This is a genomic window from Reichenbachiella agariperforans, from assembly GCF_900142205.1.
Classification (GTDB): Bacteria; Bacteroidota; Bacteroidia; order Cytophagales; family Cyclobacteriaceae; genus Reichenbachiella; species Reichenbachiella agariperforans.
The window spans coordinates 87,043-107,006 of record NZ_FRAA01000009.1; the positions used below are offsets into that span (position 1 = coordinate 87,043).

Sequence of the window (19,964 nt, forward strand, 5' to 3'; positions counted from 1 at the left end):
TCTATATTCATTATTCCCACCATTCAAATATTACATACAGGTTTCATCTTGTATCTGTACTATTCATAGATTTCTGAAGTTTATAAAAAAGTTCCTTTCCGTTTCATTTCATGCTCAATTAGAATTTATTAGTTGAATAGGGGCACTAGAACAATCTTTAGTCTTTCTACATACGTCAGAGGCAACTCACTTCGGGTTCACGTCACGCATCACTATGCTTAACTACCAAATTATATTACTCACTCATTAATTTAGCGTTAAATTTGCCCGTGCATGATTAGCCAGACGGTAATGAACAGGATTTTTTCTCATATCACCAGACTATTCGTTACTCTCTTTTTGTTTTTAGTAATCAGTCCTACCTACAGCCAACGTGCCCAGCTTTTTACTACAGATTCTGAGTTGCCTAGTAGTTTGATTTTTGACCTTCATCAAGACAATAAAGGTCAAATATGGATGGCAACCGAAGATGGGCTATGCAGGTATGATGGTGCAAAAATCACCACCTACAAGACCAACAATAGCAACATACTTAACAACTATTCAAAATTCATTTTTGAAGACAGCAAGGGTCACTTATTTTTTGGCTTTTTCAATGGTCTACAAGTTTATGATCACAATACGGATAGATTTACTACTATCCCCTTGTTGCTTGAAAACGGCACTCCTTTTTACGCCCACACTATGGCCATACTAGAGCGAAAAAATGGAGATATATTGATAGGCAGTTCAGGGCTTGGTATTTTCAAACTAAACGAGGACAGCACACAATTGGTGGGCAAGCAAATGCCTAACCTAATTTCGGGCAACCTGATCCGATACCTTTTCGAAGACCAAAACCAAAACTTATGGATTGCTACCAATGACGAAGGTCTTTATAAAGTCACTATGGATGGACGGTCTTTCAACTACTTTGCCAGTGACTCTAGAGATTTCAAAGAAGTTTCTGCTATTGTTCAAAACAACAAGGGGCAAATATTCATTGGTACGACTTACAATGGTTTTTATGAATACCTTTCTCAATCAGATAGTTTTAATCATATCAACAGCATGCCTTCAAACATGCCCATAGTCACGCTTAATATCCGAAAACAAGACGACAAAATACTGATAGGGACGGATGGTTACGGAATAAAGTACTTTGACCCAATAACCCGAAAAATATCCAATCTCAATTTCGAAATCTCTAACCTAGATTTATCCAAATCTAAAGTACATTCTATATTAGAAGATATGTCAGGAAATACTTGGCTTGGCTTATTTCAAAAAGGAGTCGCACTGATTCCTTCAAACGAAAATAATTTTGACTACATAGGTAATCAATCCATCAAAAGTAATTTAATCGGAACCAAGTATATCATGTCCTTGTGGAAAGACCATGCAGGAGATCTCTGGGTTGGAAGTGACGGTGATGGTGTTTATAAACTTAGTAAAGATAATAACGAACAATACACAGTCTCTATAACGTACGACAGTTCTCCCTCTACAGTATTGAGCGTTTTCGAAGACTCTAATCACAATTTATGGTTGGGATCATACGGAGAAGGCTTGTATCTATACAACAGAAAAAGCAAAGTATTTGAAAAGTTCAAACTACTTTTAGATCACTTGTCCAAGCCAATAGAAAATGTCACCTTCATAACAGAAGATAATCATGGAAAGCTATGGCTAGGAACACTTGGTGGAGGAATATTTTCTATCCAACTCAATTCAATGAAAGTGACACAACTGAGCTCCTTTACTCCAAACCCTACGAACAATGACAACAGTGTGCTGCACAATAATTGGGTTAGTTCGCTATATACCTCCCGAGATGACAAGCTCTACATTGGCACCTATGACGGTGTTAGCTGCCTGGATTTAAACTCTGGTCATTTCTCGCTATTGAACAATATTCGAGACGAATTCAAAGGAAAGATTATTTATTCCCTGCACGAAGACTCGTTTGGCCAAATGTGGTTTGGCACGTCTCAAGGTTTGATATCATTTAACCCAACGACTAATGAACTGGTTAGTTATACTATAGAAGATGGTCTGCCAAGCAACGTAATATGTGGTATTAGAGCTAATGGGGATAAACTTTGGATCAGTACTAATTACGGAATATCTCAATTTGACACCTCGACAGGCATCTTTTTCAATTACTACTATAACGATGGCCTACAGGGCAACGAATTTGCAAAAAGCTGCTCATTCAAGGATAAAAAAGGCAATATTTATTACGGAGGTATCAATGGGATCACCATATTTAAGCCAAATGAGATAAAAACTAAAGTCAGAGAACCAGAAATTAATATAACCGCCCTTTACCTTGGCAATCAACCTGTCAATACAAACACTAAATCAGGCAGCTATCAGGTAACTCAACAGTCTATACTAGAAACAAATCACATCGATCTATCCCATAACGACAATTCCTTCACCATCGAATTTACTGCCATGGAATTCAGTAACCCTCAAAGGATCAACTACTATTACTCCATGGACAACAGCAAATGGATCGGGCTTCAACCAGGCACCAACACAGTCACCTTTAGTAATCTGAGTCCCGGCTCCTACCAGTTTAGAGTTAGATCTAAAGACTACAATACCTTATCAGAGCCGAAGACACTAAGTATCCAAATCCACCCTGCCTGGTACCTGTCTGGATGGGCCAAAATCCTATATTCTATTACCACAGCTTTGATACTCTGGATTATCTATTTCTTGCTTCGCCAACGGCTGGAAATACGAAAAAAAATGAAAGCTCAACAACAGGATCAAAAAATAAACCAAGCCAAGCTAGAGTTTTTCATCAATATATCACACGAGATCAGAACCCCTATTACTCTAATTATCAATCCTCTCCGAAAACTCATTAAACAAGATACCGATGAGAAAAGACACCGTGATTATTTTATAATGCAGCGCAGTGCCGAACGAATCCTGAAGCTCGTTAACCAGTTGTTAGATATCAGAAAAATTGACAAAGGGCAACTGAAAATGAAATTTCAGGAAACAGATATCATCCAATTTTTACAAGAGACCAGTTTGATATTTGATGAGCAAATACATGGAAAGGACATTAAGTTTAGTATCAATGCTTCAAAAAACACCTTGGTATATCTCGACCCAAACCATTTTGATAAAGTAATCCAAAACATTCTTTCTAACGCCATCAAATATACGCCACATCAGGGTGAGATAGATATTTATGTCAAACAAGGAACAGATGAAACGCACAAACCCTCCTACATATCCATCGAAGTTTATGACACAGGATCTGGGATCAATGAAGAAGAAATAGAACGGATTTTTGATCGTTTTTACCAATCCTCCGACGACAAGTCGTCTAACCCAGAAGGAACTGGAATTGGTCTACACCTCACTCGATCAATTGTAGAACTCCATCATGGTACGATCAGAGCAGGACTCAACCCGTCTGGGCAAGGGACTAGCTTCCTGATCCACCTGCCGCTGGGGCGGCAACACTTAAATGAAGAAGAAATAACAGAATCCGACAGCAATAAATCAAACGGTAATACTCCGAGATACTATATACCTATAGTGCCCATAGTAGAACAAGCAAAATCCAAAAGCAAACTCAATGTCTTGATAGTAGATGACGATGATGAGATCAGAAACTATCTCGTTAGCGAATTTTCCGAAGACTACCATACAGCTGCAAGTATGAATGGTGAAAAGGCTTACGCTGAAATCCTTAAAAAATCACCTGACCTCATCATCAGTGATGTAGTCATGCCCAAAATGGATGGGGTTACGCTATGTAAAAAAATTAAACACAACGTCAATGTTAATCATATCCCAGTTATTCTTCTCACCGCAAAAACCACCGAAGAAGACAAACTTCGAGGGCTGGACACAGGTGCAGATGCTTACATAGCCAAACCCTTTAATATTGATATTCTGAAGAAAACCGTAGCAAACCTGATAAAAAACCGTCAGCTACTCAAAAACAACTACAACGGTAATCAGCTGCAGAATGATAAAATCAAGAAAATAGAAGTACAATCTACCGACGACATCCTGATGCAAAAAATCATGACGGTGATCAATGAAAACATTGCTAACTCCGAACTCAATGTAGAGATGATCGCTTCTGAAATCGGCTTTAGCCGCGTACACCTTCATCGAAAACTCAAAGAAATCACAAGCCAATCCGCGAGAGATTTGATCAAAAATACTCGATTAAAACAAGCCGGTGACCTTCTCAACCATAAGCAGATCAGCATCTCAGAAGTCGCATATGCTACTGGCTTTTCATCCCCTGCCAAATTCTCCACCAGCTTCAAGGAATTCTATGGTATTGCTCCTTCTAGATATGTGGAACAAAAACAGCAAGATAAAAAAACAAGAGTTCAAAAATAGAAAGTCATTGAAATATGGCAAGAGAAACAATTACTAACAAACCATACTAATAACCCCATGTGTCAGTACCCCATACTTCTCTATCTATAAATGAAGCCAATCAAGAGCAAGTGAAAGTGCTTCAATGACACTCCAGATATTTTCGAACATAACGCCATTAACTAACTTCCAAATTAAAAGTTGTCTCTGACGAAGGAGTATAAATTAAACTCTGTCTGATTACTATTAATTGCCTATTGACTCAGCCCCATTTGGGGATTGGGTTCGACGCTGACGTTTTTGTCTCAGTAATGTGAGAGTTCTCTATTTGGCGGGTTAACAAAGACGTAAGTTTTCACTGTGAGCTTTTACATCAGGAAACTTGAAAAGGACAATCTCTAAAAAGAATTGACCTCTTCGCTCGGAGCGAGAACGCCAACTCCCCTTTTTTTTAAAAAATCAAAAAAACTTTATAAAGTCTGTCAGGGTAAAACCCTCCTCGCCTTTCTCATAACCAAAGAACAACACCTTAGTTATTAGTTATGAAAAGGAATATCAAAATCATCAGCATCATAGTTTTCTTCCTCATCGGTAGCAACTACCTCCTGCGAGCACAAGACAACACACGTATCGGCCAGGTCTCATTTATTCCTGGATTCAGCACCAGCATCGGGTCATCTGAGAGAACCAACATTATCTCTCTCAATATCCTAGGAGGATATCAATACGCACTAAAAGGTGCAGAAATTGGTTCATTGTTTAATCTCAACCGCCAGAACGCATCTGGCGCACAACTAGCAGGGTTGTTAAACTACACCGGCGGTCAGACAATCGGTGCACAGGTCAGTGGACTAATCAACCTCAACCGAAACCATATACAAGGCTTACAGTTAGCAGGGATGATCAATACAGTGCAAGGATCGGTCACTGGTGTTCAGATCGGTGGACTACTCAACTACAGTACCGAAGTAGTACAAGGCGTTCAAGTTGCTGGGCTCAGCAATCTTAGTCAAGAGACTATCGGTATGCAACTCAGTGGTCTACACAACCACTCTCTCCGTACCAAAGGTCTGCAACTCGCAGGACTATCTAATCAATCTACGCTACTACAAGGAACGCAGATCAGTGCTATTGCCAACGTATCTGAACAAAACCAAGGGCTACAACTATCTGGCATATATAACCAGACAAGCGAGCTCAATGGTATTCAGATTGGTTTGGTCAACATCGCAGATTCGGTCTCTAGCGGCATGCAGGTTGGGTTAATCAATATCGTCAAAAAGAACGGTCTCTTCGAATTAGGAGTGGAATATGGGGATGTGACTCCTTGGAACCTCAACCTTCGTACGGGGCGAGATCACTTCTACTCCATTCTTACAGTAGGCACACAGTTCGAACAGTCCAACGAGGACAAAATCTGGTCATACGGTATCGGTTTCGGATCAAAAATGTATATCAAAGACAAACTATTCGCCAATGTAGAGCTCTCCACACACCAACTCAGAAAACACCAAGTCAATGTAGAATCACTCAACCTACTCAACAGGTTCCAGATCAATATGGGATACCAATTGTTCAAACATCTGTCGGTGACTGCTGGTCCAGTCCTCAATATCTACGTCGCGCAAACAGATCTAACACCTTCGGATCAGCCCACGATAGATATCGCCAAAAGCCCTTTCTATGAGGAGCAAGAAGGCAACTACAAAATCCAAGCTTGGGTAGGTTACTCAGTTGGTATCAGGTTTTAATTCTCAAAACACAATAGGTCATCGCCTATAAACCCAGCGATGACCAACTACTAATCCTTCAAAAAACAAACAAAATAATGACAACCAAACACCACTCTATATATCTAGTATTGATCGTACTATTCATGATCAACACTACAGTTCTAGGCCAACCAATTACTCAAACGATCAGAGGCACGATCATAGATCAGGACTCTAAATCTCCCGCTATAGGCGCTAATATCGTTATACTCGGCACAGACCCTATCAAGGGAGCCGTTACTGATGTAGAAGGACAGTTTCGTGTCGATGGCGTGGCAATCGGACGCATAAACCTCCGCATCACCATGATAGGATATGAAACCAAAACGATCCCTAACCTACTGGTGAGTTCTGCGAAAGAACTGATCCTTGACATCCCTATGGAAGAGTCCTTCGAAAAACTCGATGAAGTAGTTGTCATCGCCAAAAAGGATAAATCAGAAGTACTCAACGAGATGTCACTCGTCAGTGCGCGTACTTTTTCGGTGGAAGAGACCGGTCGCTTTGCAGGCTCATTTGGTGACCCTGCCCGGATGGTATCAGGATTCGCAGGAGTGACCAACTCGCCCGATGGCAACAACGACATCATCGTCCGTGGCAACTCCCCCAAAGGCATCCTTTGGCGACTCGAAGGGATTGAAATACCCAATCCTAACCACTTTGCCAATGATGGCGCTACTGGTGGCCCTATCAATGCCCTGAACAGCAATATGCTCAGTGATTCGGATTTCATGAGTGGTGCTTTTGCGCCTGAGTATGGCAATGCCCTCTCTGGTGTCTTTGATATGAAACTTAAAAAAGGAAACAATGAGCAGCGGGAATATACCGCTGGGATCAGTACGCTTGGACTGGACTTTACATTGGAGGGACCTTTCAAACCAAACTATAATGGATCCTACCTCATGAACTACCGCTACTCATCGCTGGCGCTGATTGACAAGACTGGGTTGATTGATTTTGGGGGAGTCCCAAAATACCAAGATATGTCTTTCAATATCAACCTACCCGTGAATCAAAAGCATAGTTTCTCTGTGTTTGGGCTCGGAGGCATCAGCTCGATTAGTACCGAAGAAACCATAGACGACAGTGACGAGATCGTAGGCAAAGCCATCATGCAGAGCAACATGGGGACTATAGGTGTGATCTACAACTACCTAATCGATCCACGCTCCTATCTGCGTGCCAGTGTATCCGTATCTGGGACACTACTCCAAAACACCTATGACATTCCTGAAAACAACGATCCGACGGATTTTTACCGCGTCTATGACACGGACTACAGCAAGACATTTATCCGTTCGGCAGTCACCTATGGTTTCAAATGGAATGCGCAGCACAAATTTGAGATAGGTGTGATCAACAACAGTCACTACTACAACATGACGCAAAATGCCTATAACTATGATCAGGATAGACTCGAAAATGTACTAGATGACGATGGCAACACCAACCGCACACAGGGGTTCCTCACATGGAAATACCGCATCACCGAAGACCTCACCATGACGAGCGGACTCCATGGGCAACATTTCGCACTCAACAACAGCTACAGCATAGAACCACGTGCTGCGCTAAAATGGGAAACCTCACCACGCAACTCCGTCAGTATCGGAGCAGGTATTCATAGCCGCATGGAGAGTGCAGCTGTCTACCTGTGGAAGTTTCAGCAAAGCGATGGCAGCTACACCCAGCCCAACAAATCCCTAGAAGTATCAAAAGCAGCACACTTGGTACTCGGATATGATCAACTCATCGGTCAGCGCACCCACTTCAAAACGGAACTCTATTACCAATACCTCTATGATACCCCTGTAGAAAACGACCCCAATAGCACGATCTCCATGATCAATATCAGTGACTTATACACCCAGTTCGACCTAGTCAACGAGGGAACTGGTCAAAACTATGGTCTAGAAATGACGCTCGAGCAGTATCTGCATCAGGGTTTTTACTACCTGAGCTCTGCGTCGATATTTCAGTCACTATACACTCCGATGGATGGTGTGGAGCGTGAGACTGCTTTTGCGAATCAATACATTTTTAATGTCCTAGCCGGGAAAGAGTTTAAAATCGGACAAGCCAACAAGAAGCGTGTGCTTTTCGTCAATGGCAAGGTTACACTCATGGGAGGTAAACGCTATACGCCCATCGATCTGGCGGCTTCTATAGCCACAGGTGAAGAAGTGCGTATGGATGACAAACCCTTTTCTGAGCGTTCTGATGATCTCTTCATCGCGAACATTGCCATAGGTACGAGACGCAACAAAGGCCGAACGACACGTGAGCTAAAATTTGACGTGCAAAACGTTACCAACAGTCAAGCAGTCGTCAATGAATACTTCGTCCAAGCCACCAATGAGATATACAAAGTGACCCAACTGGCACTATTCCCGACCATCTCCTACTCGATCAGCTTCTAAACTAGTCAGGCAATGATATGATGTATTAATGTTTAGCAGCGCAGGCGAAAGCTTGTGCTGCTTTCTTGTTTAGTAGATTCGAATAGTTTTGCTTTCGTCTATGGGCAAACTCTATCGGGTATCAGTCTACAGCTAAAACCATGACTACCAATCATCGATATGATTTCGTCGACATCAATAACGCTCGCCTCAAAGCGAAGTATTTTATCGCAATCATTCAGATCAAAATTGATCTCCGCATCAGGATAGAAATCAGCCAGATGCGCCAAGAACACTTTCGCCTCCCCATCTAGCAAACATCCAGAATGTAGAATCGGCACACTGCCCCCATCCACGTTTCCACAATAATCCAACGGTGGTATATCATCACTCAAATGAGCAGATAATTGATATCCAAAAAAATTAAAGTCAATCCACGTTTCGGTCCCCCTCCGCTCAGTCCAAAATATTCATATAGAACTGTCGAATTCTGGAAATATCTGTTACTTTGAAAGCGAAACAAAATGTACTGACGAATTTGTAATTTATTGATTTAACATCCACTCGATCAAGTCAGGCTTATCTACAATCGACCAACTATGTGGGTGTCGTTCGCCATTGGATCGATATCCCTTATTTTCAGACGTGATATACTGTACCGTGGCGCGAGGCAATTCGTTTTGGATCTGACTCGCAAGCTTTTCTAGTCCATAAGCATTCAAATCCATAGGGTCATTTTGTCTATTCTCCTTCCACCAAATGACATCAGGCTCTGCATAGAGTCTAATTTTCAGTCCATCCAGATGGATCAAATTATGCATATCATGAGTCTCAGCGGTATAGGGAGACTGGGACTCAAATCCAGCTATCCCCTCTTCGGGATCACCCAAAGAACGTTCTAATAAATCAGTCAACCAGATCGCCTCCTTTACAGATACCTCTGAAAAATTGCGCCCAATATTCTTTTGAGACACTTGATAAAGTGCCAACAAATCCACTGGCGAATCTACAACAAACAATCCCGCAGGCGCCACTACAGAATTCACAGACCGCAAATAATCTGCTAAGAGCAAAGTGACATTGCCACCACTAGAAAACCCACCAAAGAAGATTTGATCAGGCACCAAATCATAGTTATCGAGAACAGTTTCCAATAACAGGGTCAGCTGCACTTTATCCTCTGTCTCTAACCATAGTTTTCGGTTATAGTTCATATAGAGCACCGCGATCTCATTAGCCTTAGCGACTTCTAGGATAGAAAACTCTCTTTCAATACTTTCAGCATCTTCGGGAAACCCACCAAATAGAATCAACAAGGTGTCTACACCCTTTAGCGGATAATACAATACATATTGTTCGTTCATGACTTTCTCATACGACGTATTACTCGATTGATTCTTCGGTGCCTGACCAGAAAGGGTCATTGCACCGAGTAGATAAATAACGGTGGTGTATAGCGGTAAAAATTTCATCTGACTCATCAGTTAATAAATATTTACATAAAACAATAGAAGCTCTATTGACAACTATTACTATAAATAATAGATCACTACAATAAAAGACCTACACAAAAACAAAAGGTTAAATGTAGTACACTCGACTGCACATGAGATTATTTGATCAGTTCGCTGGGCAGTAGACCGTATATTTTTTTGAAGGCAACGGTGAAGTGCTGTGGGTTCTTGTAACCTACACGATAAGATGCCTCGGTGATGTTGCAGACACGCTCCTCGATGAGGGATTTGGCGGATTTCATCCGTTGTTCGGTGATGTACTTGAATAGTGTCGTGCCATGAGTCACCTTGAAACTCTCTTTGAGTTTGGAGGCATTCATTCCTACCAATGCTGCCAAGGACGCAATGGATAGCGGGTCGTTGAGATGAGTTGAGATGTGCTGAACGACTCGTTCCAGCTTTTCGTGAGTGCTAGGGGATAGCTGGGTAGTGGTGGAGCGAGACGAACGTTGATCCCAAGAGGCGAAAATCATCACCAAGAGTTCCAATACCTTGGCTTCCAAAAAAGGCTTTTTGAGTGAGTCGGCATATTGACAGTCGAGGATGTCCTGGATGTGGCGTTTGAGAACAGGGGTGATTTTCTGACTTCTATTCCAAAACAGGAAAGGTCGCTTGCTCTCAATAGCCGTCCCAAATTCTTTCAATACCTCCTTGAAGTTTTGACCAATAGCTTTCTTGATAAAAGCCTTGGTAAACTGTATCTCTAGGGTCTGACGATGGGGTGGGGTGAAATGCAAAACACCATTGACTCTGGGGAAATAAAACAAATTGAACTGACCAGATTGAATTTCGACAGGCATGCTGTGTTCGTCTTGGGGTTCGTAGTGATTGTAGCCTTCGATCTCAAAATGCAGTTTGAACAAAGGGAAATCATGAGATACCTCCACTTCATAGGGGGACTTGACGGTGACGTTTCGATTGACCAAAATGATCCCATCTACTTGTACCTCATGTACTTGTCCCGTCACGCCATTTTGATCAATACTCGTGTTCTCCTCCTTGATGGATTGTGTAGTGAAGTTTTTAGAGTACTGCTTGGTTTGCGTACCACCTTCGAATATCTGGCTTTTGAGAATTGTTTTCATTTCATCTTTTTGCGGCATTTAAAAAACCTTTTGCGTTGGTGCAAATGATGGCTTCTATACCACATTTGCACAAAAATACACTATTTAGAACTGGTCTTAATAAATGCAGCTTTTTTTCTCTTGAGAATAATCTACTTCCATATTCTATCCTTGTCTCTAGCACTATGCCTGTGCCTCAGCGCAACACTCGCTATGTCACAGCGACAGGAGACTGGGGGGATTTCTGGTGCAGTATCGTCCTCGGATGGAGAAGCCCTCCCTATGGTGCCTATTCGGATTCTAGAGACAGGCGTAGGAGTAGTAGCCGATGATCAAGGACATTTTGTGTTTTCAGACTTGCCTTTTGGGGAGTATCGGCTCAGTGTTACCTTCCTCGGGTTTGAGGATCGCCAAATTACCGTCACACTGGATGACCAACACCCTCACGTATCGCTAAATCTTACCTTGACTCACGATAGCGAAATGCTAGAGGAGGTGACTATCTCTCACGATGCAGAAAAGGAACAGCAAACCCAAGGGTTTGCGGTAGAGGCTGTGGGAACAAAGCAGTTTCAAGCCCAATCGATCGAAATCAATCAAGTATTGGATCAAACTGCGGGGGTCAAAGTACGTCAATCCGGAGGGCTGGGCTCTAGAGTCAACTATAGCATGAACGGCCTGAGTGGTCAATCCATTCGTTTCTTTATGGATGGGGTACCCATGGATTATTTTGGGTCGTCCTACTCGATCAATACCATCCCTATTTCGCTCGTAGACCGTGTGGAAGTCTACAAGGGCGTAGTGCCTGTCGAACTAGGCAATGATGCATTAGGTGGCGCAATCAACCTCGTGACCAAATCCAGTTTCAACGAGTTCGTAGAGGCTTCTTACTCCTACGGATCATTCAATACTCATCGAGCAGCGATACAAGGCAGCTGGCGAGCGAAACAATCCGGCTTGACGATGAAGCTGTCTGCATTCTACAATTACTCGGACAACAACTACTACGTATGGGGCGAAGATGTACCCGTCACCGATGTGAATACAGCCAATGTCACCCGTGGGGAGAAAGTCAGGCGTTTTCATGACGGGTATGAATCCAAGTCTGTCAAAGCTGACTTTGGCTTTACGCAAAAAAAATGGGCAGATAAGTTACTCCTTGGTGTTCTGTACTCTGAGATGGACAAAGATATCCAGCACGGTCCTACGATGGAGGTGGTGTTTGGGGAAGCTCGATATCACCAACGTGTGGTGATGCCCAACATGACTTATCAGAAGTTTGATTTCTTAGCCAAAGGGCTGGATGTGAATTGGTTTGCGTCGTACTCGTACCTAGTGCGTGACCGCATCGACACGACAACCAACATGTACAATTGGGATGGAAGTATTCTGGATGCAAATTCAGATCGAGGGGAGCAGCTTTGGACGTTGAATACGCTGGATCAGAAAGTCTGGCTCAACCGTCTCAACCTCGTCTATCAGCTCAATCCTCACCACAAACTGGGCTACAACTATGTCTTCAGTGACCTGACACGAACAGATAGTGATCCAGTCGTGACACAAAAGACCGACGGCTATTGGGCACCACAGACGTTTCGAAGGCACAGCATGGGATGGGTGTTGCAGAGTCAGTTCTTGGAGCAAAGACTCCATACTTCGCTGTTTGTCAAGTGGTTTGGCTACCATGCTGCGATCAAAACAGCTACCACCGAAAACAGCATCACCAGTTACCAAACCGAACAAGCCAGTGCATCGGATTGGGGCTATGGGGTGGCGGGTTCGTATCAGCTCAGACCTAGCGTGATGTTGAGTCTGTCTGTAGAGCAAGCCTATCGACTACCAGCCGCCAACGAAGTGCTAGGGGATGGTCTCAATGTTGTCAGCACTACTGCACTTCGTTCTGAGTCGAGTCTCAATGCCAATTTGGGTTTTAGGGTCACTACTGCGACGGAGCGCAAAAACCGATTCACCTTTTCAGGCAATGTCTTCTATCGGGATGTCACGAATTTGATCCAGCAGTACTCGTACGATCCTGGAGCCTTTGTCAACATCAATTTTGACCAGGTAAGAATGCAGGGAGTGGATGGCAAAATCAAATTCGCGCATAGTCATTGGTTGACCGTCAATCAGACGGTGTCCTATTTGAGTCCTATCGTCAAGTCGGATACCGATGAGTTGGGCAACAACAATGTGACGAAAAATTCGCGACTAGCCAATACGCCCTTTTTCCAAACCAATACCGAGCTACGAACTCAATTCAAGAATCTGATCCAGGAAGGTGCTGCTACCTTCTTCTATTGGAGTGTATCGTATGTGGGTGAGTTTCATCGTCACTCAGAGATCATAGGTCGGTACAACAAGGACGTGATTCCTGCTCAGTTGGTCAATAGCTGCGGGATAGGTTATACGTTTCCCAAAGAAAAACTCAGCCTCAGCGTGGACGTGAGCAACCTGTTCGATGAGCAGGTATTCGACAATTATGCGATTCAAAAACCCGGTAGAGCGGCCTATATCAAAGCTACCTATCGATTATTATAAAACCATTTAACATTCAAAATCATACAAATTAAGAAGTATATGAAACAGATTTTTAAAATAGCAATGGCCATGTACATGGCGATGTTCTTGATCGCTTGTAGCGAAGACGATGACTCTAATGAAGATGTCATCGCTGCAGATGGTATCTACAACTTCCTAGGAACTATCGACGGTGCTTACTACCTAGCAGCCTCCGAAACGCTCACCGAAGGTAGCCTGACTTTTGTCAACAATGGTACGCAGATCGATGCAGACCAAGCCGCGCGTATCATCGCTTCTGGTGATTACTTGTATTCGTTGGATTACGGGACGGGGTTGTTGTCTCAGTTGCAGCCTACAGCTACAGGGGAGTATGTCAAGATCAAAGAAATCAACGCAGGGCTGTCAGTCGGGACCAATACGCCACGCTATGCACTAGCAGACGAAAGCACCATCATCGTGATGAACGTGGAGACGACTCCCGTGACTGATGATGCAGGTGACGTGACAGACTACATTTGTACACTGAGGTTGTCTTCTGTGGCTATTCCAGAGATGACCATTGGCAATTTGACGGAGTTTGTGATCCCACAAACAGAGAATGCCAAAAAAGGAGCAACCATTGGGTACCATCCTATGAGAGCGAGTTCTCCGGTGATTTCAGGAGACAAGATCTATTTTGGTTTGATGCACACAGATATTTTTGATCCGACTGTACCTCCTCCATTCAGAGCACCTAAGCAGTCTGGTTTAGAGACTTTGGTGTTTGACTACCCATCGATGACCAATGGGACAATCACCGAATCGAGTGCTGCGACGGGACACACGGGTGGATACCGCGCACCTGCGATGCATGTGGACGAAAACGGTGACGTATACCAAAACAACTGGTTCATGAGTGCCACTGGATTTGATCTATCGAATGGGGACAAAACAGTCATCATGAGGTTGAGAGATGGAGCGTATGATTCGAGCTACGAGTTTGACGTGTCGGCAGCTTTAGGGCTGGAAAGCAATGTCGCTGCAGTAGGTTGGTTCTATGTAGGCAATGGGATCGGATACATGCCTATCCAGCTCGAAGACGAGGGCAACTACTATACAGACAACTCATGGAGTGTAGCCAGAATCGACATCTACAACCAAACGGCTGTCAAGCTTGATGTACCGCTATCTCAGCTATTTACCTACGAAAACGGCATCACAGTAGACGACAATTTCTACATGGCTATCAGTCCAACAGGTGGTGATGCAGCTGTTTACGAGTTTGACGCGAGCTCTGCTGCTGCTGACGCAGTGACTGAGGGGCTTGGCTTGGATGGCAACAACATCCACGTAGAAGGTATCTATCACTAATCCAGATCAATCAAAATACGGAAACAGACCTTGTTATTTTCGACCAGAAGAAAACAAGGTCTGTTTACATACAAAACCCAAACAACTATGAAAGTAAATATCCTATCGGTATTCGTGTTGGCACTCGTGCTGTCGCTGCTTGCGAGCTGTGGTCATCAAGAGGAGCGGTTCAATTATACTTTGGTCAAGTCAAAACTAAGCTTGACAGAGGAGCAAACCCGTCAGTTTGACCTCATCAAAGATGAGTACAGCACCAAAGCCAGAGCGGCCTATGAAGCCAGCAAGCCAGACCGTCAAAAAGTAAAAGAGGCTGTAGGGGAAGTATTTGCGCAGCAAGACGCAGCGATGCAGGACATCCTATCTCCTGAGCAATTCGATATCTACGTGGCGGAGATGAAAATCGAGCGCGATGGACGCGAAAAACACAACATGCAATTGATCAAGTCTGAGCTGGCCCTAGACAGTGCCCAAAGCGTACAATATGATCTCGCCAATGAGGCTTTCTACAAGACACTGATTGACAACCATGACAACTACCATGGCAAGCCCGATGTATACCTACAATACTATCAGGAGCTAGACCTGAGCAGAAGACAAGCCTTTGAGGGCTTCATGTCTCCTGCCCAATACACGCAGTATGTGGAATTGGCGACCGAATACAACATCGGCAAGTCCGAACATTAAAAGAACCAGGTCCACCTGTTGCAATACAAGCCCTGAGGTTTGGGACGAAAAAGGTGTTCTTTTTCATCCCAAACCTCAGGGCTATTAACCCAATACCGATAAAACGTTTTGCCCATCTGGGAAACAAATGATTCAAAAAAGAAATCCACTACTGAGGAAACGAAGAAAAAAGGAGAGCGTTTTCAAGTACAGCATGGCACTACTGCACCTGTGGTTGGGGCTTTTGTCTTCTGTCGTGGTTTTTATCGTTTGTCTATCGGGCAGTATCTACGCATTCAAACAACAGATCGAAGATTGGATCAATAGCGAGTCTCTCCATGTTGCCCATCCGTATGAGGACCGGGTCATCAGCAGCGATACACTACTGCTCAGGTTCGAGAAGCGCTTTGGTCGTCCGACGACTATGTGGGTCTATCCTGAGTCAGACCGAACCGTCCTCATCTCCTCTTTGAGTCGAGAGGGCACAGGAGTATCAGCCTATTTCGACCCCTATACGGGCAATGTCGTGGGAGTGAAAAACCAAAACGCATCGGCTTTCTTTGCTTGGGTATTGGATCTGCACCGCTTCTTATTGGCAGGGGATGTTGGCAAGTTCGTCAACGGTACAGCGGTACTGATGATGGTGCTCATGTTGGTATCTGGTTTGGTGCTTTGGATACCCAAAAACCTCAAACAACTCAAGAAAAGCCTGCTGATCAAGTGGCGTGCAAAGCTACTGCGTGTCAACTATGATCTTCACAAGGTATTAGGATTCTATGCCGCGCTATTGCTGTTGTTCATGGCGATTACAGGGCTGTATGTGTCTTTCACATGGGTGAAAAATGCAGTGATAGTGGGGTTGGGAGGTGATTCTATCATTATCTCTGAGAGCAACCTGGCTATCAAAGCACAACTGGCGCAATCTTTTGAATCCGTGATGGGGTCACTCGTCACCGAACAGCAATCCGCCGGGGACTCAGTAGCCTCGCTGTCTTATGTACTCACCCAAGCCCAGAGCCACTTCTCCAGTACCGGTCTACTCACTATCAACCTCCCCAACGAAAACATCAACAACTATACCCTCACACACCTGAGTGCGGAGGGGGTATTGGGCTTTTACACACCTGATGTGTTAGAGTTTTCCCTAAATGGGAACTTGAGGAAGCTTGTCCATTTTAGCGATCTGCCTCTGCATGAGCAGTTCAAGGCCATCGCCAAACCCCTCCACACGGGAGAGATCATGGGACTGCCCAGTATCATATTCTACTTCATAGCCAGTTTGATTGGGTGCTCACTACCTGTCACAGGCTTCATCATTTGGTGGAGGCGGGTATAACGAATTACTACGAAACCGTATACAAAGCTCTAGAACGATATCAGAGAGTATTGGAAATAAATGATGAAAGAAATCAGTATTGTGAACGACCCCAATAGCACGATCTCCATGATCAATATCAGTGACTTATACACCTAGTTCGACCTGGTCAACGAGGGAACTGGTCAAAAGGTCTAGAAATGACGCTAGAACAATTTGACGTGCAAAACGTCACCAACAGTCAAGCAGTCGTCAACGAGTACTTCATTCAAGCCACCAACGAGATATACAAAGTACCCCAACTGGTACTATTCCCGACCATCTCCTACTCGATCAGCTTCTAAGCGAGTCAGACAATGACATGATGTAGTTAATGTTTAGCAACGCAGGCGAAAGCTTGTGTTGCTTTCTTGTTTAGTAGATTCGAATAGTTTTGCTTTCGCCTATGGGCAAACTCTATCGGGTATCAGTCTACAGCTAAAACCATGACTACCAATCATCGATATGATTTCGTCGACATCAATAACGCTCGCCTCAAAGCGAAGTATTTTATCGCAATCATTCAGATCAAAATTGATCTCCGCATCAGGATAGAAATCAGCCAGATGCGCCAAGAGAACTTTTGCATCACTTAGCTCTTGAACATTTGTTTTAAAAATCTCTGTTCTCATAGTTACCAGTGCTAAAACTGTTCTTCCACGAATTCTTTATTGACCATCGCTCCAGCCACATTTCCACTGTAAACAGCGGTCGCCACCGAACGCATCATCGAGGAGTTATCACCGCTTGCAAACACGCCATCAACCGTAGTTTTTTGAAAACCATCTACCTCTATAAATCCTGACTCAGTAATCGTACATCCCAGCGAAGCAGGAATATCCGAATGCTGCGTAAACGGAAGTGCAGCATATACACCATCAAAAGGCATCTTGTCCCCATTCTCGAAGACTACATGCTTGACATAGCCTTCATTGTGTATTATTTCAGATATTTCAGTTTCGATGACTTCAATATTTCTACTCTTGAACTTCTCGATTTGATCAGGTTCAAAATCGGCTTTCCCTGATGTGAGAATGGTAAGTTGGTCCGTCAAGTTACTGACCAATGATGCAAGATGAAAAGCTCTTTCTCCATTGGCAATGATGCCCGTTTTCTGATTTCTGAATTCATAGCCATGACAATATGGACAGTGTACCATCGAAATCCCCCAGCATGCTGCAAAGCCTTTGATTTCAGGCATAGTATCCGATACCCCTGTCGCAAAAATGAGCTTCTTCGCTTGATATTTCCTGTCCGATTGTGTCGCAATTACGAATCCATTTTCAACTTTCTCACCACTGACAGCTAGATCATTTACGAACTGTACCGTCTCGTATTTCAACACCTGCGCTTTAGCCTCTGTAGCTATTGCACTCGGCGCTACCCCATCTTGCGTGATAAAGTTATGCGAATGAGGCGTCTGACGATTACAGGGCAGCCCACTATCAATAATGAGAACCTCACGAAGCGAACGCCCCAAGGCCATTGCAGCAGAGAGCCCTGCGTAACTTCCTCCAATGATGATCACATCAAAATTCATATTGTCAGTCATACTATTCTTCAATCTTTATGGTTTTCTACAATTCACTATCGCAACAAAGTCGCATTAGTAAGTGTTTGCAAATGTATAATCTTTTTACAATATTGCAACATTGTCGCATTAATAAATGAAAAGAAGAAACACACAATCCAAAGAAGCTGTACTCTCTGCATTGGCTAATTCTAGTAAAGCCATGAGCCAAGATGCTATCGAAAAGAAAATGACGGTAAACGTAGACAGAGCTACGATCTACAGAATATTAAATCGATTTTGTGATGATGGGGTAATCCATAAGATAATCGCAGATGATGGCAAACAGTATTTTGCCCTCTGTGTCAAATGTGATGATAGTGAAAAAATGCCTGACAACCACTTTCACTTCCGCTGCATTAACTGTCAAACCATAGAATGTCTCCCATCAATAGTAAATTTTTCTTTACCAGCAGGCTATCAAGTAGACCGTCTCAATTGTGTCTTGGTAGGGACTTGCAAAGACTGTGCTTAGGGTGATAGGTATTTGATAGTACTTTATCAAAAACACTTTCATCAAGCATCTGCCTCTCCTTTCATACCTACCCATAGTTTCTTCACGAGCGAAACGATCAGAAACACTACAAAACCCAACACCAAACCAACTAATATCTCTCGAACGATACCGGGGAGTATTGGAAATAAATGATGGAAGAAATCAATATTGTGAACGAAAATACCGCCTGATACAGTGATCAACGCAATCGTACCAATGACACCCATGCTTTTGACAATCACGGGGAGTGACTTCACAAGTACGCGACCTACTTTATCAGAGAAACTATCGTCCTGCGTATTGAGCGCAATCAGCTTGTAACCAAATTCGTCCATTCGCACAATCAATGCCACAATACCATACACTCCTACTGTAGCTAAGAGTGCAATGAAAGATACGATCACTATCTGAGTCAAAAGTGATGACCCTACGACAGCCCCCAGTGCAATAATGACAATCTCCACTGAGAGAATGAAATCGGTCACGATAGCGGACTTTATCTTTTGCTTCTCCAGCGACAAGACCTCCACTTCGTTCAGATGCTCTAACACTTCCAGCGTATCGTCATGAGCATGTGGAACAAAAAATTCATAAATCTTTTCCGCCGCTTCGTATGCCAAGTACAGCCCTCCAAAAACCAGTATGATGGTAATCGCCTTGGGAACAAATGCACTCAGCAAAAAAGCAAAGGGGAGAATGATCACCTTATTGAGCAAGGAACCTTTTGCAATCGCCCAAAGGACAGGAATTTCCCTATCAGAGACAAAGCCTGATGCTTTCTCAGCATTGACAGCAAGGTCATCACCCAATATACCTGCAGTTTTTTTGGCTGCTACTTTGCTCATCACAGCCATGTCATCCATGAGTGTAGCGATATCGTCTAATAGTGCAAATAATCCAGAGGCCATTCTTTAG

General features: G+C 43.5%; 15 protein-coding genes. 11 read left to right on the forward strand and 4 right to left on the reverse strand.

Features of this window, described 5'->3' with window-relative positions; genetic code table 11:
• The first annotated feature begins 291 nt into the window (after positions 1 to 291).
• The 4 genes from BUB99_RS18015 (at position 292) to BUB99_RS20480 (ending at position 8,832) form a co-directional block, all read left to right on the forward strand.
• Positions 292 to 4,368, forward strand: a complete 4,077-nt coding sequence (locus BUB99_RS18015; RefSeq protein ID WP_073124887.1) for a hybrid sensor histidine kinase/response regulator — start codon at positions 292 to 294, stop codon at positions 4,366 to 4,368.
• A 521-nt stretch (positions 4,369 to 4,889) separates the two neighbouring features.
• A complete protein-coding gene (locus tag BUB99_RS18020) occupies positions 4,890 to 6,098 on the forward strand; it encodes a hypothetical protein (RefSeq protein WP_073124889.1) in 1,209 nt (402 codons plus the stop codon).
• A gap of 77 nt (positions 6,099 to 6,175) precedes the next feature.
• Positions 6,176 to 8,539 carry a TonB-dependent receptor gene (locus tag BUB99_RS18025; protein ID WP_073124890.1) on the forward strand — a complete coding sequence of 788 codons (2,364 nt, stop codon included), beginning with the start codon at positions 6,176 to 6,178 and terminating at the stop codon, positions 8,537 to 8,539.
• Between the two features lie 140 nt (positions 8,540 to 8,679).
• Positions 8,680 to 8,832, forward strand: coding sequence for a hypothetical protein (locus tag BUB99_RS20480; RefSeq protein ID WP_170863842.1), 153 nt, complete (start codon positions 8,680 to 8,682; stop codon positions 8,830 to 8,832).
• A gap of 231 nt (positions 8,833 to 9,063) precedes the next feature.
• Here the strand turns inward: BUB99_RS20480 and BUB99_RS18035 are convergent, their stop codons facing one another.
• Complete coding sequence (locus tag BUB99_RS18035; RefSeq protein WP_073125024.1) at positions 9,064 to 9,990, reverse strand: hypothetical protein; 927 nt, start codon at positions 9,988 to 9,990, stop codon at positions 9,064 to 9,066.
• Positions 9,991 to 10,130: 140 nt separating this feature from the next.
• Complete coding sequence (locus BUB99_RS18040; protein ID WP_221407531.1) at positions 10,131 to 11,117, reverse strand: helix-turn-helix transcriptional regulator; 987 nt, start codon at positions 11,115 to 11,117, stop codon at positions 10,131 to 10,133.
• A gap of 120 nt (positions 11,118 to 11,237) precedes the next feature.
• Between BUB99_RS18040 and BUB99_RS18045 the strand changes: the two genes are divergently transcribed.
• The 6 genes from BUB99_RS18045 to BUB99_RS20490 all read left to right on the forward strand — a co-directional run bounded on the left by BUB99_RS18045 (position 11,238) and on the right by BUB99_RS20490 (position 17,579).
• A complete protein-coding gene (locus BUB99_RS18045; protein WP_073124894.1) occupies positions 11,238 to 13,634 on the forward strand; it encodes a TonB-dependent receptor in 2,397 nt (798 codons plus the stop codon).
• A gap of 39 nt (positions 13,635 to 13,673) precedes the next feature.
• Positions 13,674 to 14,966: a DUF4374 domain-containing protein gene (locus BUB99_RS18050; RefSeq protein ID WP_073124896.1), complete on the forward strand. Its 1,293-nt coding sequence runs from the start codon at positions 13,674 to 13,676 to the stop codon at positions 14,964 to 14,966.
• A gap of 87 nt (positions 14,967 to 15,053) precedes the next feature.
• Complete coding sequence (locus BUB99_RS18055; RefSeq protein ID WP_073124898.1) at positions 15,054 to 15,650, forward strand: hypothetical protein; 597 nt, start codon at positions 15,054 to 15,056, stop codon at positions 15,648 to 15,650.
• A 127-nt stretch (positions 15,651 to 15,777) separates the two neighbouring features.
• Positions 15,778 to 16,965: a PepSY-associated TM helix domain-containing protein gene (locus BUB99_RS18060; protein ID WP_073124899.1), complete on the forward strand. Its 1,188-nt coding sequence runs from the start codon at positions 15,778 to 15,780 to the stop codon at positions 16,963 to 16,965.
• Positions 16,966 to 17,144: 179 nt separating this feature from the next.
• Positions 17,145 to 17,288 carry a hypothetical protein gene (locus tag BUB99_RS20485; RefSeq protein ID WP_170863843.1) on the forward strand — a complete coding sequence of 48 codons (144 nt, stop codon included), beginning with the start codon at positions 17,145 to 17,147 and terminating at the stop codon, positions 17,286 to 17,288.
• 141 nt (positions 17,289 to 17,429) lie between these two features.
• The gene (locus BUB99_RS20490) at positions 17,430 to 17,579 is read left to right on the forward strand and encodes a hypothetical protein (protein WP_170863844.1); all 150 of its coding nucleotides are present in this window, start codon (positions 17,430 to 17,432) and stop codon (positions 17,577 to 17,579) included.
• A gap of 47 nt (positions 17,580 to 17,626) precedes the next feature.
• Here BUB99_RS20490 and BUB99_RS18070 read toward each other — a convergent pair whose 3' ends face one another.
• Positions 17,627 to 18,547, reverse strand: a complete 921-nt coding sequence (locus BUB99_RS18070) for an NAD(P)/FAD-dependent oxidoreductase (protein ID WP_317041720.1) — start codon at positions 18,545 to 18,547, stop codon at positions 17,627 to 17,629.
• A 103-nt stretch (positions 18,548 to 18,650) separates the two neighbouring features.
• On the opposite strand from BUB99_RS18070, the gene BUB99_RS18075 reads away from it, so the two are divergent.
• Positions 18,651 to 19,028: a Fur family transcriptional regulator gene (locus tag BUB99_RS18075; protein WP_073124905.1), complete on the forward strand. Its 378-nt coding sequence runs from the start codon at positions 18,651 to 18,653 to the stop codon at positions 19,026 to 19,028.
• A 41-nt stretch (positions 19,029 to 19,069) separates the two neighbouring features.
• Here BUB99_RS18075 and BUB99_RS18080 read toward each other — a convergent pair whose 3' ends face one another.
• Positions 19,070 to 19,957 (reverse strand): DUF808 domain-containing protein, encoded by an 888-nt coding sequence (locus BUB99_RS18080; protein ID WP_073124907.1) that lies wholly within the window; start codon positions 19,955 to 19,957, stop codon positions 19,070 to 19,072.
• Positions 19,958 to 19,964: the final 7 nt, after the last annotated feature.